Origin of the sequence: Mycobacterium sp. Root135, from assembly GCF_001426545.1 — a bacterium.
GTDB lineage: Bacteria > Actinomycetota > Actinomycetes > Mycobacteriales > Mycobacteriaceae > Mycobacterium.
Map to the genome: position 1 here is coordinate 11,239 of NZ_LMEZ01000008.1, position 14,857 is coordinate 26,095.

Annotated in this window: 10 protein-coding genes; 5 read left to right on the forward strand and 5 right to left on the reverse strand. The window is 67.0% G+C overall.

Annotation, left to right across the window (positions count from 1 at the left end):
- The first annotated feature begins 333 nt into the window (after positions 1 to 333).
- Positions 334 to 1,197, forward strand: coding sequence for a cutinase family protein (locus ASD37_RS23925; protein WP_156721069.1), 864 nt, complete (start codon positions 334 to 336; stop codon positions 1,195 to 1,197).
- On the opposite strand, the gene ASD37_RS23930 is transcribed toward ASD37_RS23925, so the two are convergent.
- Positions 1,190 to 2,872 (reverse strand): alpha-amylase family protein, encoded by a 1,683-nt coding sequence (locus ASD37_RS23930; protein ID WP_056557621.1) that lies wholly within the window; start codon positions 2,870 to 2,872, stop codon positions 1,190 to 1,192. The genes ASD37_RS23925 and ASD37_RS23930 overlap by 8 nt on opposite strands.
- Complete coding sequence (locus ASD37_RS23935) at positions 2,869 to 3,858, reverse strand: TIGR03885 family FMN-dependent LLM class oxidoreductase (protein WP_056557623.1); 990 nt, start codon at positions 3,856 to 3,858, stop codon at positions 2,869 to 2,871. Before ASD37_RS23935 ends, ASD37_RS23930 begins: the two co-directional genes overlap by 4 nt.
- A gap of 228 nt (positions 3,859 to 4,086) precedes the next feature.
- Here ASD37_RS23935 and ASD37_RS23940 point away from each other — a divergent pair, with 228 nt between their 5' ends.
- From ASD37_RS23940 to ASD37_RS23955, 4 genes are read left to right on the forward strand one after another with little or no spacing between them, the layout of a single operon-like run.
- Positions 4,087 to 5,379, forward strand: a complete 1,293-nt coding sequence (locus ASD37_RS23940) for a PP2C family protein-serine/threonine phosphatase (protein WP_056557625.1) — start codon at positions 4,087 to 4,089, stop codon at positions 5,377 to 5,379.
- Complete coding sequence (locus ASD37_RS23945) at positions 5,367 to 6,425, forward strand: B12-binding domain-containing protein (RefSeq protein WP_056557626.1); 1,059 nt, start codon at positions 5,367 to 5,369, stop codon at positions 6,423 to 6,425. Before ASD37_RS23940 ends, ASD37_RS23945 begins: the two co-directional genes overlap by 13 nt.
- A gap of 21 nt (positions 6,426 to 6,446) precedes the next feature.
- The gene (locus ASD37_RS23950) at positions 6,447 to 10,571 is read left to right on the forward strand and encodes a SpoIIE family protein phosphatase (RefSeq protein WP_235568530.1); all 4,125 of its coding nucleotides are present in this window, start codon (positions 6,447 to 6,449) and stop codon (positions 10,569 to 10,571) included.
- Positions 10,571 to 10,900: an STAS domain-containing protein gene (locus ASD37_RS23955; protein WP_056557631.1), complete on the forward strand. Its 330-nt coding sequence runs from the start codon at positions 10,571 to 10,573 to the stop codon at positions 10,898 to 10,900. The genes ASD37_RS23950 and ASD37_RS23955 overlap by 1 nt, the downstream gene beginning before the upstream one ends.
- Here ASD37_RS23955 and ASD37_RS23960 read toward each other — a convergent pair.
- The 3 genes from ASD37_RS23960 to ASD37_RS23970 are packed head-to-tail and all read right to left on the reverse strand — an operon-like array spanning position 10,897 to position 14,743.
- Positions 10,897 to 13,821 carry an RND family transporter gene (locus tag ASD37_RS23960; RefSeq protein WP_082570385.1) on the reverse strand — a complete coding sequence of 975 codons (2,925 nt, stop codon included), beginning with the start codon at positions 13,819 to 13,821 and terminating at the stop codon, positions 10,897 to 10,899. The genes ASD37_RS23955 and ASD37_RS23960 overlap by 4 nt on opposite strands.
- Entirely contained in the window at positions 13,818 to 14,258 is a 441-nt protein-coding gene (locus ASD37_RS23965) for an MmpS family transport accessory protein (protein ID WP_056558210.1), read from the reverse strand. Before ASD37_RS23965 ends, ASD37_RS23960 begins: the two co-directional genes overlap by 4 nt.
- Positions 14,255 to 14,743, reverse strand: coding sequence for a MarR family winged helix-turn-helix transcriptional regulator (locus ASD37_RS23970; RefSeq protein ID WP_235568531.1), 489 nt, complete (start codon positions 14,741 to 14,743; stop codon positions 14,255 to 14,257). Before ASD37_RS23970 ends, ASD37_RS23965 begins: the two co-directional genes overlap by 4 nt.
- Positions 14,744 to 14,857: the final 114 nt, after the last annotated feature.

The following is a 14,857-nucleotide window of genomic DNA, read 5'->3' on the forward strand; positions in this document are numbered from 1 at the left end:
GAATCCTATCTTTGCTACCTAGAATGCGCTGGAGATACGTGAACTGAACTGTATCGTCCAGAACGGTGTCTCGTCAAGGCGGTGTACAGGACTGGGGCGCTGCCGCCGACCAGCCGAAACCCTCTGTTCACGGCACCGCCGGACGGCCGAGCCGCCGTGCGGCGGTGTGGCCCGCAACAGGACTTGGTGGTCCAGAGTCCGGCCGAAGGAACCGCCGGGCAGGCCCATGGTTGCGTCCCCGCGTGTAACACCGGACGCACCCGCGCGCGATCAACCGACTGAACGCGGCAGCGCGACCACATCCGTTGCCGCCAGAGTTGGAGGGTTTTCATCGTGTTTCGTCGTTTCGGATTGGCCGTCTTGGTGGCAAGCAGCGCGCTCGCTGGCGTTGCCACGATCACGGGACCGGCCACCGCCGGCGCGGCGCCCGGGTGCGGTGACTTCCACTGGCTCGGCGCTGCCGGATCGGGTCAGCGCGACGGAGCGGGCCTGACCGCCAACGGCGGCATGGGCCCCGTCGTCTACCAGTCGTTCCAGCAGTTGCAGGCCCAGCTGGCGGCGAGCGGGCAGACGATCACCGCCGAAGCAGTGCAGTACCCCGCGGCACCCGTCCCGCTGGGCGGTGGCCTCGGCGGCTGGATGGGCTTCATGGACAGCGTGAAGGCGGGCACCGAGGCCGCCGCCGAGCAGTTCGAGGCGTTCACCGAGCGGTGCCCGACGACGAAGGTGGTGCTCGCCGGCTACTCGCAGGGCGCGATGGTGATCCACCGCAACCTGCACGACCTCGCCGACGACCCCCACGTGGCGGCGGCGCTGCTGATCGCCGACGGGGACCGACTGCCGGCCGACACGACGATCAACCTGGGTTCGACCGCCGTGGTGCCCAGCGTCGGCAAGGGCGTCGCGCAGGAGCACTCGTTCCTGGCCTCGGCCCCCACCTCGGAACTGCCGCCCGAGATGGGCGCGCGCACCGTCAGCGTCTGCGACGTCGGCGACCCGGTCTGTGACGCCGACCCCGATGCCGACACCGACGACGCGCTGTCACCGGCGGCCCTCGCCATCCACACCTCGTACGCCCCCGCCAGCAGTGGGGCGCACGCTTGGGGCACGCCGCTGTACCAACTGGTGGCGAGTGCCAGCTCAACTGCCGAGGTCGAGCCACCGCTGGCGACGGGGCTGGCCGGGCCCGTCAGATGATCGGGTCGTCGCCGGGGCGGATCAGCCTCAGCCACCGGTAGCCGTACGGGTCCAGGTCGAGTTCCGCTCGGCCTGAGTCGTCGAGCGGATGCTCGGTGAGCCCGTCGAGCAGGCTGACCAGCACCGAGCCAGGGGGCGCGTCGGGCAGTTCGATCGGCACCAGGACGCCTTCGGCGCCAAAGTTGTGCAGCGCCAACATCTGCCAGCCGGATTTTTCTTCCCGGCACACGTGGGCCAACACCGAACGGTGCGGTTGCTTCAGCACTTCGGCGGTCGACCAGCCGATCTCCGGCTGTTGGCGATAGGTGTAGACGAGGTCGCGGACGAACCACCAGAACGACTGGTGGTCGCGGCGCTGGGCGGCGACGTTGACCCGATCCGGGCCGAAGAGGCCGTCGGGCATGGGCCGGGTGAGCCTCCGCTTCGCCGCCGTCGAGAATCCGCCGTTGGGACCGCCCGTCCACTGCATCGGGCTGCGGACGGCCAATCGTCCTGGGATGTCGAGGTTTTCACCCATTCCGATCTCCTCGCCGTAGAACAGCACCGGGCTGCCCGGCATGGAGAAGGCCAGCGAGTACACCATCCGCATCCGGCGCTCGTCACCGCCGACCATGGTCGGCAACCGTCGCCGGAGGCCACGGTCGTAGAGCTGCATGTCCGGATCGGGGCCGAACGCGTCGAACACCTCCTGACGTTCGGCGTCGGTCAGCTTGTCCAGGGTCAACTCGTCGTGGTTGCGCACGAAGTTGGCCCACTGGCTGGTGACGTCGAGATCGGGGCGTTGACGCATGGCCTTGGCGAGCGGACGGGCGTCACCGCGGGCGAGTGACAGGTAGACGTTCTGCATCCCGATGAAGTCGAACTGCATGTTCAGTCCGTCGCCGTCGGGTCCGCCGAAGAACTTCTTCTGGTCCTTGTATGCGACGTTGACTTCGCCGAGGAGAACCGCGTCTCCGAGGCGACGGGTGACGAAGTTCCGCACGTCGCCGAGGTATTCGTATGGATCGAAGGCGCCCGGCTCCCCGGGTACGGAGTCTTTGGCGAACAGGAAGGGCACCGCGTCGATCCGGAATCCCGAGACTCCAAGCTCTAGCCAGAACCCCAGTGTCCGCGAGATCTCCTCCTGCACCTTGGGATTGGCGATGTTGAGATCTGGCTGATGCTTGTAGAAGTGGTGGAGATACCACTCGTTGGTCTTGAGGTCCAGCTCCCAGATGCTGTCCTCCTGGTCGGGGAACACCACGTCCTTCGGGCTGGATTTCGGCTCCGTCGCGCTCCACACGTAGTAGTCGCGATACGGGTCGTCGACGCTGCGGCGGGCGGACTTGAACCACGGGTGGGCGTCGGAGGTGTGGTTCATGACGAAGTCGACGATCACCCGGATTCCCGCGGCCCGCGCGGTGCGCACCAACTCGACGAAGTCGCCGAGGTTCCCCAAGCGGGGATCCACTCCGAAGAAGTCGACGATGTCGTACCCGTCGTCCTTCTGTGCCGTCGGATAGAACGGCATCAGCCACAGGCAGGTCACGCCCAAGTCGGCGAGGTATTCGATGCGGTCCGACATTCCGCGGATGTCACCGGTGCCGTCGCCGTTGGAGTCGTAGAACGTCTCGACGTCGGCACAGTAGAAGACGGCGCTCTTCCACCAGAGGTCGCCCCCGTCAACGCTTCTCATGCCATCACCGCAGTCGACGCGGGTGCGGTCGGGGAGAGTTGCGGCAGCACGTGTTCACCGAAGGCGTCGATGAACGCGCTCTGGTGCTGGCCGACGAAGTGTAGGTACAACTCGTCCCAGCCCTGCTCGACGTACTCGGCGAGCCACTGCGCGTGCTGCCCCAGGTCGCTGGACACCCGCACCGAGGACCTCACCTGCTCGGGGGTGACGTGCCTGCCGATGACGTCGAACGCCTCGACCGACTCGAGATCCCATGCCACCGGCGGACCGAACACGTTGGTGCGCCACTGGTCGCAGGCGACGGAGATGGCCTCGTCCTCGGTGGGGGCCCAGCTCAGGTGGATCTGCAAGCGGGCCGGCCCGCGGCCGCCCGCGCCGCGGTAGGCGTCGAGAACCCGTCGGAGGGTCTCCGCGGGTTGGTTGACGGTGATGAGCCCGTCGGCCCAGGCGGCGTGCCGGGCGGCCGTCGCTTCGGTGACGGCGGGCCCGACGAGGTCGGGGACCCGGTCCGGCAGCGTCCAGAGTTGGGCCCGGTTGACCTGTACGAGCCCGTCGTGGCTGACCTCTTCGCCCTTCAACAACCGTCGGATCACGTCGACGCACTCGACGAGTCGCCGGTCGCGTACCTCCTTGCGTGGCCACTCCTGCCCGGTCACGCGCTCATTTGACGCCTCACCCGAACCCAGCGCGGCCCAGAACCTGCCGGGAAACATCTGCGCCAGCGTCGCGATGGCCTGGGCGATGATCGCCGGGTGGTAGCGCTGCCCCGGCGCGTTCACCACGCCGAACGGCAGCTCGGTGGTGGCAAGGGCCGCCCCGAGGAACGCCCAGGCAAAACCCGATTCGTTTTGCCGACTGCTCCACGGACTGAGGTGATCCGACGACATTCCCGCGGTGAAGCCGGCGCGTTCGGCGTGCTGGACGTCGCGGAGAAGTTGCGCGGGACTGATCTGCTCGTGCGAGCAGTGGAATCCGATGACGGTCATGCCGTCGGCATACCCGTTCTTCCGCCGACTTACGTCTACGTCAGATTTGCGGTCGAGGGTGTCCGTGGCTCGCCTTAACCTCACGAGATCGGTAGGTTGTTCGGTGGTTGAGCTTCCAGCCTGTCGCTGTCGCGGCCCACCAATCTGGGTGGGTTACCGCTGCCGTGCGGTTCACGACGTCGACATGGCAGCTGATACGTCGCGGCGACGCGCAGGGAAGTGGGGGCGATGGCGTTCAACCAGACGGTCCCGTGCCAACCTTCGGACCCCGCCGCCGACCTGCACGCTGGCGACCAGTTGGTCGAGGACGTCGGCGTCGGGCTGTCCGGTTCGCTGAACTTGCGCCGAACCGCATTGCGCTTCCTGACGATGATCCGTCCCCGGCTCGCCGACTGGGCGATGGTCGTCCTTCCCGGTGATCGTCCCGGCGGGCTGACCATCGTCGGGGGCGACGACGCCGGCTTTCACGCCGTCATCTCGGCGTCGGGCATCGCCGATCTCGAACTCAGTCGCGTACTGAGAACCGGTGGCACGGAGTTGCGGCACGTCATGATGGACTCCGACGTGGAGGCCGATCTCGCCACCATGATTCCGCACCCCCGACTCGCCGCCGAGGCCGCCACGATGCGGCCGGCTGATTTACTCGCCGTCGGACTCACCGCGCGGGGCACCACGATCGGAGCGCTGGTGATGATCCGCTGTGAGGGACGGGGTTTCGACGCGCAGGACGTGACCGTCGCCGAACGAGTGGCAACCCGCGCCGCGATGCCGCTGGATTCCGCAAGGCTCTACGAGGAACGTGGGCGCATCGCGACGGTGCTGCAGCGCAGCCTCCGGCCGCCGTCGCTTCCCAGCGTCGACGGTGCGCGGTTGGCGGCCAGATACCGGCCCGCGGCCGAACACTTGGACATCGGTGGCGACTTCTACGACGTCCACGGGCGGGGGGACGACTGGTTGCTCTCGGTCGGCGACGTGTCGGGCAAGGGTGTCGAGGCGGCAGCGCTGACCGGTCGAACTCGCCAAAGTATCCGCACCGCATGCCATTTCGATCGTCGACCGGAGGTCGTGCTCGACGCGCTGAACACGGTGCTCTTCGACGAGCACACCAAGGACTTCGTCACCGTGGTGTGCGCCAGGATGCGCCGGGACGCCGACGGGCGGTTCATAGTCGACGTGGCCTCTGCTGGTCACCCGGCGCCGATCGTGCTGCGGGCCGACGGCCGGGTCGAGCCGGTCGGCGTTGGTGGCACCGCGGTCGGCATGGTGGCGGAAGTGCAGTACCGGCCGGTCACCATCGCGCTGGAGTCCGGCGACACCATGCTGATGTTCACCGACGGAGTCGACGAGGCGATGGGTGCCGACGGCCTGTACGGCGTCGACCGTCTGCTCGCATTGCTGCCTCGCTACGCCGGCGCCGACCCGGAAGTGCTCTGCGAGGCAATCGAACAGGATGTCCTCGAATACCTCGACGGTCGCCAGCATGACGACATCGCGTTGCTCGCGGTGACATGCGGCGAATAGACGAGCGTCGAAAACCGTTGGAGGCCTACGACGCCGCTCTCGCGAGCGGAGACACCGAGACCGTCACGTCGATCGTCGACGGACTGCTGCGCGACGGTCGGGAGCCGGTATCGGTGCTCACCGACGTGGTGGCGGCCGCTCAGCGGGAAATCGGACGGCGCTGGCAGCGAGGTGAATTCACCGTCGCGCAGGAGCACGCCGCCACCGCCACGGCCATCGCCGCGACCAGGGTCGTCGCGAAACACGTCCGCCAGGTGCCGCTGACCAGGGGCCGGGTCCTCGTCGCCTGCGCCGAGCGTGAGTGGCATGCGCTCCCGGCGATGATGATCGAATGTGCCTTGCGTGCTCACGGGTGGGACACCACGCTGCTCGGCGCGTCGACGAATCCGTTGCGCCTCAACCAGTATCTGAACGACCTCGGGCCGGACGCCGTCGCGGTGAGTTGTTCGGTGCTCGGTTCCCTGTCGACCTGTCGCCGGTTCATCGAGGCCACGACGGCCAGCGGAACACCGATCCTGGTCGGCGGTCCGGCGTTCGGCGTCGACGACGTGCGCGCGGTCGCCCTTGGCGCCACCGCATGGGCGAGCGACGCGCATGGCGCCATCGTGGCGATGGACGGGCTGCCTGCGGTCGTCGCGCCTGCGGCTCCCCTGCCCGGTGAACGGACCGCCGAGCAGGCGGCGCTGGAATCGGATCATCGTCGCCTCGTGGCGCGGCTTCGCGAGCGGTGGTCGCTGGTGGCCGCGGCCACCACTCCCGACGCGGACTGTCTCAACAGCGTGATCGACGTCGCGGACGACGTGCTGCACCAGACCCTGCACGCGGTGGAGGCGGCCTTGCTCACCGGTGATCATCGCGTGCTGCCCGAGACGGCCTGGTGGATCGACGATCTGCTCGGCACCCGAGGCGCCGACCCCAGGATGATGGTCGAATTGGTGGAGATTCTCGCCGCGGCGATGCGCGACTACCCCGTCGCGGCGTCGATGTTGGCAACCCACTTCGTAGTGCCCGCAGAGTGGCGTCGGGAAGCGACGGTCAACGAATGACATGTGACGAGAGGCGTTTCCGTGGTCTTCCGAGATGACGACGAGATCGGCCGTGACCTGGCCGTTGTCGACTGGGCGGCGACGCCGCTTGGGGCACCGGAGGATTGGCCGCAGAGCCTCCGCACGGCCGTCAGCATCCTTCTGGCGTCCCGGTTTCCGATGTGGATGGCGTGGGGGCCGGATCTGACGTTCTTCTGCAACGCCGCCTATCGTCGCGACACCCTCGGCAGCAAGTACCCCTGGGCCCTCGGCCGGCCCGCGAGCGAGGTGTGGCAGGAGATTTGGCCCGACATCGGACCGAGGATCGAGTCGGTCCTCACCACCGGTGAGGCGACGTGGGACGAAGCGCTGCTGCTGTTCCTCGAGCGGTCGGGCTACTCCGAGGAGACCTATCACACGTTCTCCTACAGTCCGCTGCGCGACGAGGCCACCCGCCTGGTGGGCATGTTGTGCGTCGTGAGCGAGGACACCGACAGGGTGATCGCCGAACGTCGGATGGCAACGCTGCGCGACCTCGGCTCGGATCCGAGCGTCGTCCGCACCGAGCGCCAAATGCTGGACTTCGCGGCCAGTCAACTCGCCGGCAACCCGTACGACCTTCCCTTCACGCTGACCTACCTGTTCGGCGACACACCGGGTGGCGGCGACGCGCACCTGGCCGGCGTCAGCGGCATCGCCATCGGTCATCGGGCGGTGCCGCAGACACTTTCGGCCCATGACTCCACCATCTGGCCGGTCGCCGAGTCGGCCCGCGGCGATACGGCGTTGGTGGAACTCGACGGCCGGATGCTCGAACTGCCGACCGGCGCCTGGGCTGATCCGCCGACCGCGGCGCTCGTGGTTCCCCTTCTGCAGCAGGGTGGCGCGCCGGTGGGCTTCCTGGTCGCCGCGTTGAATCGGCACCGATCGCTCGACGACGGCTATCGGGGCTTCGTCGAGCTGGTGGCCGGACACATCGCCGCGGGCGTGGGCAGCGCGCGGAGCTACCAGGCCCAGCAGCAGCGGGCTGAGGAGCTTGCCGAACTCGACAGCGCGAAGACGGCGTTCTTCTCCAACATCAGCCACGAGTTCCGCACTCCGCTGACGTTGATCCTCGGACCGGTCGACGACTTGCGCAGCCGGACGAGCGGCCTGGACCAGGAGGTTCGCGACGAGCTGGATCTGGTGCACCGCAACGGTTTGCGGCTGGCGAAGCTCGTCAACACCCTGCTCGACTTCTCCCGCATTCAGGCCGGACGGATGCAGGCCCGGTTCGAACCCGTCGACCTGTCGGCCGTCACCGCCGAATTGGCCAGCGTCTTCCGGTCGGCCGTCGACAGGGCGGGCCTGGAGTTCGTCGTCGACGTCCCCACCCTCGAGCAAGCCGTCTACCTGGACCGCGACATGTGGGAAAAGGTCGTGCTGAACCTGCTGTCGAACGCGTTGAAGTTCACGTTCGACGGCTCGATCACCGTCCGGGTTCGCGGCGACGACTCGGGCGCGGTGGTGACCGTCGCCGACACCGGCATCGGAGTGGCCGCCGCCGAGATGCCCCGGCTCTTCGAGCGGTTCCATCGCATCGAGACCGCCCGGGCGCGGTCGACAGAGGGCAGCGGCATCGGGTTGGCCCTCGTCCGCGAACTCGTCGGGCTGCAGGGTGGCACGATCATCGCCGACAGTCAGGAAGGCGAGGGGTCGACCTTTACCGTCCGCTTGCCCTACGGTGCGGGACACCTTGCCGCCGAGGATATTTCGCCGTCGGGCACCGGAGCCGGCGTGGGCGCCGTTGCGCAGCCCTACGTTCAGGAGGCGTTGCGCTGGCTGCCGTCGGATCCGGACTCGCCCGGATCCGAGGAGCAGTCGACCGTCGTCACCCACCTCGGCGGCGGCGACGATCAGGTCCGGGTGTTGGTGGCCGACGACAACGCAGACATGCGGGAGTACCTCACCAACCTGTTGCGGACCTCGGGCTACCTGGTGACCGCCGTGAACGACGGGGTCGAGGCCCTCGGCGCGATTCGCGAGCAGGCACCGGACATCCTCGTGAGCGACGTGATGATGCCGCGCCTGGACGGGCTCCAGTTGCTTGCCACCCTCCGCGGGGATCCGCGGACCGTCGCGCTTCCCGTCCTGCTGCTGTCGGCCAGGGCTGGCCAGGAGGCGTCCATCGAGGGCCTTCAGGCCGGGGCCGACGACTATCTCGTGAAACCCTTTGCGGCGGCCGAGCTTCTGGCCCGTGTGCGGGCCAACGTCGAACTCGCGAGGTTGCGGAACCACCATGCCCGGTGGCGCACGGCCTTGGTGGACTCCCTGCAGGAGGCGTTCTTCGTCTGCGACGAGCACGGCGCCGTCATCGAGATCAACACCGCCTTCGTCGACATGCTCGGATACGGACCAGCGGGCCTGCCGTATGCGCCCATTCATCCTTGGTGGCCGGACGCCGACACCGATTCCGAAGCGCACCAATTCGTGCAGACGGCCTTTGCGGGTCTGCTCAAGGAGACCCACGGGGCGTTCACCATTCCCGTGACTCACCGTGACGGCCATCGCCTGTGGGTCGCCGTCAACTTCAACCACGCCGAGGATCCCGACACCGCCCGACGGGTCATGGTCGGCACCTTCCGCGACGTCACGTCCGAGCACTACAACGTCCAGCGGCAGACCGCCCTGGCAGCGCTGAATCAACAGTTGGCTCAAGCTGATTCACTCGAAGACGCGCTTGTCGGCGCCATCGAGGAGTTGCAACGGGTGTGGCGGGCCAGGCGCGTCTTGGCCGTGACGTTCCTCGGCACCGCCGTCGAGGGGAGCGCCCCGGAACTGGTGTGCGTCGGCGACCCGGTCGAATGGGCCGAGCTACCCGCCGACCAGCGTGCGTCCATCGAGAGTGTGCGCGACGCGGGTCTGCTCACCACCGGGACCGCGACCACCGGGTCCGGGGGTATTTCGCTGCAGCATCCGCGCGGGGTCCTGGTCGTCTGGGTCGAATTGTCCGAGCGCCGGCCGTTCGGTCCGCGCGACCACACCCTCCTCGCGGTGCTCGCCGGACGGCTGGGCCAGGGGCTGCACCGGGCTTACCAGCTGGACGAGCAGCGTGAGACCGCGGTGGCGCTGCAACACGCGATGTTGGGACCGGCGAACCTACCGGCGGGCTTCGCGGTGCGGTACCACCCCGCCAGTCGACCGCTGCAGGTCGGCGGTGACTGGTACGACGTCGTCGACCTCGACGACGGACGCATGGCGCTCATCGTCGGAGACTGCGTCGGCCACGGCCTCGGGGCCGCCACCGTGATGGGTCAGCTGCGCAGTGCGTGTCGGGCACTGTTTCTCGAACAGTCCTCTCCAAGCGCCGTTCTCGCCGGTATGGACCGCTTCGCCGCGCGGCTGCCCGGTGCCAGGTGCACCACCGCCTTCTGTGCGGTGCTGACCTTGGCGAGCGGCGAGCTCGTCTTCTCCAGCGCGGGGCACCCGCCGCCGATCCTGGTGCAGGCCGACGGTACGACGGCAATGGTGGAGGGCGGGCGGGGGCTCCCACTGGCGTTGCAGCTGGGCAGGACTCGGCCCGAGGTGCGGATGACGATGCCCGCCCGCGCCACGCTGCTGCTCTACACCGACGGTCTGGTGGAACGTCGGGGTACGTCGATGGACGACGGAATGGTCCACGCCGCCGACCTCGTACGGAGCGGTCGGGTGGACGCCCTCGACGACGTCGCCGATCACCTGATGGCTGAACTCGAACCGCTTGGCGGGTATCCCGACGACGTTGCCCTTCTGCTGTATCGCAGACCGGGACCCTTGAACGTGACGTTCCCCGCCGATGCCGCCCAGCTGGCTCCGATCCGAGACACGTTGCGGGGCTGGCTGACTCAGGCGGGAATCGACGACGAGCAGATGCAGGACGTCCTGATCGCCACCGGCGAAGCCGTGTCAAACGCCATCGAACACGGCCACCGGGACCGTCCGGAGGGCGTCGTCTCGTTGAAGGCCACGGCCGTCGTCGACCGGCTTCAGGTCACCGTCGCCGACACCGGTACCTGGAAGCGGCCGCGGACCGTCGCCGACATCAGCCGTGGACGTGGCATGGCCCTCATGAAAGGTCTGATGGAAGACTTCTTCATTCACTCCGACGACAACGGCACCACAGTGTCCATGCACGCAAGGATTAGCTAATGGCCACACCGCTGACCCTGAACACCGACCGGGACGCCGACGGGGCGCCCCGGCTCGTCGCGGAGGGCGAGATCGACCTCAGCAACATCGCCGTGTTCACCGAGGCGCTCACGAAAGCGAGTGCCGGCACCCGACAGCCGATCACCGTCGACATGAGCGCGGTGAAGTACCTCGACAGCGCGGGCATCAACGTCCTGTTCAACCACGCCGACGAGGTCGACCGGCTTCACTTGATCGTGCACCCGTTCCTGGTCCGGGTGCTCACGATCAGCGGGCTCAGCGAGATTGCGGTGGTCGAGGCCGCCGCCCCGCCGAAGGACGGCGGCTAACTCGGCACGGGTACCGGCGCGGTGTCGGTCTCGTCGCTCGCCGGCGGTGGCGACGCAGGCTTCTTGAAGTGGTTGTCGCCGCGGGGGTAGACCACCAGCGGCCACCAGAACCAGCGGCCCAAGAGTGTTGCGATGGAAGGCATCAGCAGCGACCGCACGATGAAGGTGTCGACCAGCAGACCGATGGCGATCGTGGAGCCCATCTGCGCCAGCACCACCAGCTTGCTGAACATCATCGCCGCCATGGTCGCGGCGAACACCAGACCGGCCGATGTCACCACGCCGCCGGTGCCCGCCATCGAGCGGATGATGCCGGTCTTGAGCCCCGCGTGTATCTCGTCCTTGAACCGGGAGACCAGCAGAAGGTTGTAGTCCGAGCCGACGGCCAACAGGATGATTACCGACATCAGCATGACCAGCCACTGGATTGGCTTGCCAAAGAGGTCCTGCCACAACAGAACCGAGATTCCGAACGACGCAGCGATCGAACTGGCCGCCGTGGTCACGATGACCAGAGCGGCCACGGCGCTGCGGGTCAGGATGAGCATGATCATGAAGATCAGCGTCAACGCCGACACCACCGCGATCATCAGGTCGTACTTGGCGCCGTCTGCCATGTCCCGATACGTGGCCGCCACGCCACCGAGATAGATCTTGGCGTCGGAGAGGGACGACATCTTCAAGGCGTCCTGCGCGGCCTTGCGTTCGGAGTCGACCCTGGCGATGCCGTCGACGGTGGCGGGGTCGCCCTCGTGGGTGATGAACATGCGCGCGGACTTGCCGTCCGGGGACAGGAACATCGCGAGGCCGCGCTTGAAGTCCGGGTTGGTGAAGGCTTCGGGCGGCAGGAAGAACAGGTCGTCGTTCTTGGCGTCGTCGAACGCAGCTCCCATCGCCAGGGCGGTGTCGTTGGACGCCTGCATCTGGTCGAGCAGCGCCTTCTGCGAGTTGTACGACGCCAGAGCTAGATCGCGGCTCTGCTTCATCGTGGCGATCGTCTGCGGCAGCAGTGCGGTCAACTTCGGAGCCAGCGCGGACAGTTGATCGGTGTTGTTCTGGACGGCCCCCGTCCGGTCGGTCAATTCGTCGATCCCGTCGAGGGAGTCGAACAGCGAACGGATGGCGGCGCACAGCGGAATGTCGAAGCAGTGCGGCTCCCAGTAGAAGTACGCGCGCATCGGCCGGAACGTGTCGTCGAAGTTGGCGATGTTGTCCCGGAGCTTCTCGGTGGTCCCGAGCAGCTCCCGGGACTTCTCCGCCGAGTCCTGGGTGAGTGCGGTCTGCTGCAGTGACAGTTGGTACTGCTGCTCCAGGATGGCGATCGAGGCGTTCGTCGAATCGATCGTCCTCAGCTGATCGGCCAGCTGGGCCCGTTGGAACGGCAGGTTCATGTTGCTGGTCTGACCGGAGACGCTCGTCTGAAACGGAATCGAGCTGTGTTGGATCGGGATGCCGAGCGGCCGGGTGATGCTCTGCACCATGGCGATGCCGTCGGTGTGCATCACGTTGCGCGCCACGGCGTTGAGCACCAGCATGTCGGCGGGATTGCGCATGTCGTGCTCGGAGTTGACCATCAGGATGTCGGGATTCATTCGAGCCTGGGAGAAGTGCCGGTCGGCGGCGGCGAACCCGACGTTGGTCGGCGCGTCGTCGGGCAGGTAGTACTGGTCGTTGTAGGCCGGCTTGTAGCCGGGAATCGCCACGATGCCGATCAGCACCACGAACAGGCTGACGACGAAGATCGGTGCGGGCCAACGGACTACCGCCGTTCCGACCTTGCGCCAGAAGCGGCTCTTGGCGGGCCGCTTCGACTCGTAGAGTCCGACCTTGCTGCCGAGGAAGAGCACCGCGGGACCAAGGGTGACCGAGATGATCACGACCACGATCATGCCGATGGCCACGGGTGCGCCCATGGTGCTGAAATAGGGCAGTCGGCAGAAGCTGAGGCAGAAGGTGGCGCCGGCGATGGTCAGGCCAGAACCCACGATGACGGGCGCGACGGACTTGAAGGTGGCGTAGTACGAATCGTCGCGGTCCAACCCCATCGCGCGGTCTTCTCGATAGCGACCGAAGATGAAGATGCCGTAGTCCGTGGCTGCGGCGATCGCCAGCATCGTCAGGATGTTGCCTGCGAACGTCGTCAGACCGAATGCCCCGTTGGTCGCGAGCACCGACACCACGCCCCGCGCGGTCAGCAGTCCGAGGAATGTCAGGAACAGCTGAATCAGCGTCGTGCGAATCGATCGGTAGACGATCAACAGCATCAGGGCGATCGCGGCGAGCGTGATCAACGTGATCTGGGCGAGGCTGGCGTTGCCGATGACGTGCAGGTCGTCGGTGAGGGCGGCCGGGCCGGCCACGTAGGCCTGCACACCCGGTGGGGCCTTGGTCTCGGCGATGACCTTGCGGACGAAGTCGACGCCTTCGTTGGCCTCCGTCTGCCCCTGCTCGCCAGCCAGGTTGATCATCACGTAGGACGCCTTGCCGTCGGCGCTTTGTGCGCCGGCCGCGGTCAAGGTGTCGCCCCAGAAGTCTTGAATGTGCTGGATGTGCTGGGGATCGGTCTGCAGCTTCTTGATGATCGCGTTGTAATAGTCGTGCGCGGGCGGGCCCAGCGGCTGCTGGCCCTCGATCACGACCATCACGGTGCTGTTGGAGTCGAACTCCTTGAAGTTTCCGCCCATCAACTTCATCGACGTCATCGACGGTGCGTCCTCGGGCGCCATTGGCGCAGAGTGCAGCTCACCGACGACCTCCAGCTGAGGCGCAAGCACGTTCACCAGAACCGCCACCGCGATCCAGAACAGGACGATCGGGATCGAGAAGATCCGGATGGCGTGTGGCAGGTAGGGCCGCTTGGGTCGCTCTGCGTCACCGGACGGGGTTTCGGCCGGAGCTCGTCCGGGCGTCGCGTGGGTCATGCCGACTTCACCAGGCAGTAGGTCTGGGCTTCGATTCCGTTCGCTGACTGTTCTTCACGGACGATTCCGTTCACGGTGACGCGGCATCCAATCTGATCTCCGTCGGCCCGCGCCATCAGGTTCGCGCTGACCGTGGGCAACGTGGTCGACAGGGTGACCGACCACGGCAGCGACGCGGTGATCGTGTGGACCTTGGCGTCCGGGTCGAAGTAGCTGATGAGGGCCGTGTCGCCCGGTGAGCCGTAGACGTCGTACACCATGACCTTCGGGTTGAACTGGACGATTTCGATGCCAGAGCCGGCGTTGGCGTTGAGGTTCTGGGAGGCGAATTGACCGTGCAAGCGGTAGACCACCAGACCGGAAACCGCCAGCACGACGACCAAGACCAGGGGAATCCACAGTGTCTTGACCACGCGACCGATGGGGTTGTTCTTCACGTCGACGCCTTCCACTGATCGTCGTCGGGCGGGCAGCCCGCATTTGCGGCGAGCCTGCGCAGGATGGGAAGCGCAACGTTGGCCGAGAGCAGCAGCGCGTGCCGCTCGTCGGGCGTCAGGGTCTCCAACAGCTCGCCGAGGCGTTCCCTGCGCAGGCGTCTGCGGTCGTCGAGGGCTTCCTGGCCAAGCTCGGTGATGCCGACGAGGGTGCCCCGGCCGTCCTCGGGATCGGCGGTGCGGGTGACGAATCCCTGCCGCTCCAGCCGTGTGATCAGCTGAGTCATCGACGGTTGACTGATGCCCTCCTTGGCGGCCAGGGTGGTCAGCCGGAGCGGACCTTCCCGGCACACCCTGTTGATCACGAACAGGGCGGAGACGCCCAAATCGGTTCTGTCGGTCAGGAACCGGGCGGTCAGGTCGACGGCCTGATCGAGGAAGCCGCCGACGCAGTCACCGGCGATTCGTTCGCCCGACTCGTCGTTCACCCGCTAGGTATATCACCTGGCCTATGCAGTGGCGAATCGACGGCGGACGCAGGATCTTGGCAGAAAGTTCACAGAAAAGACGCTGCGGTGCAGCGCCTCCGATCAACCGGCGCC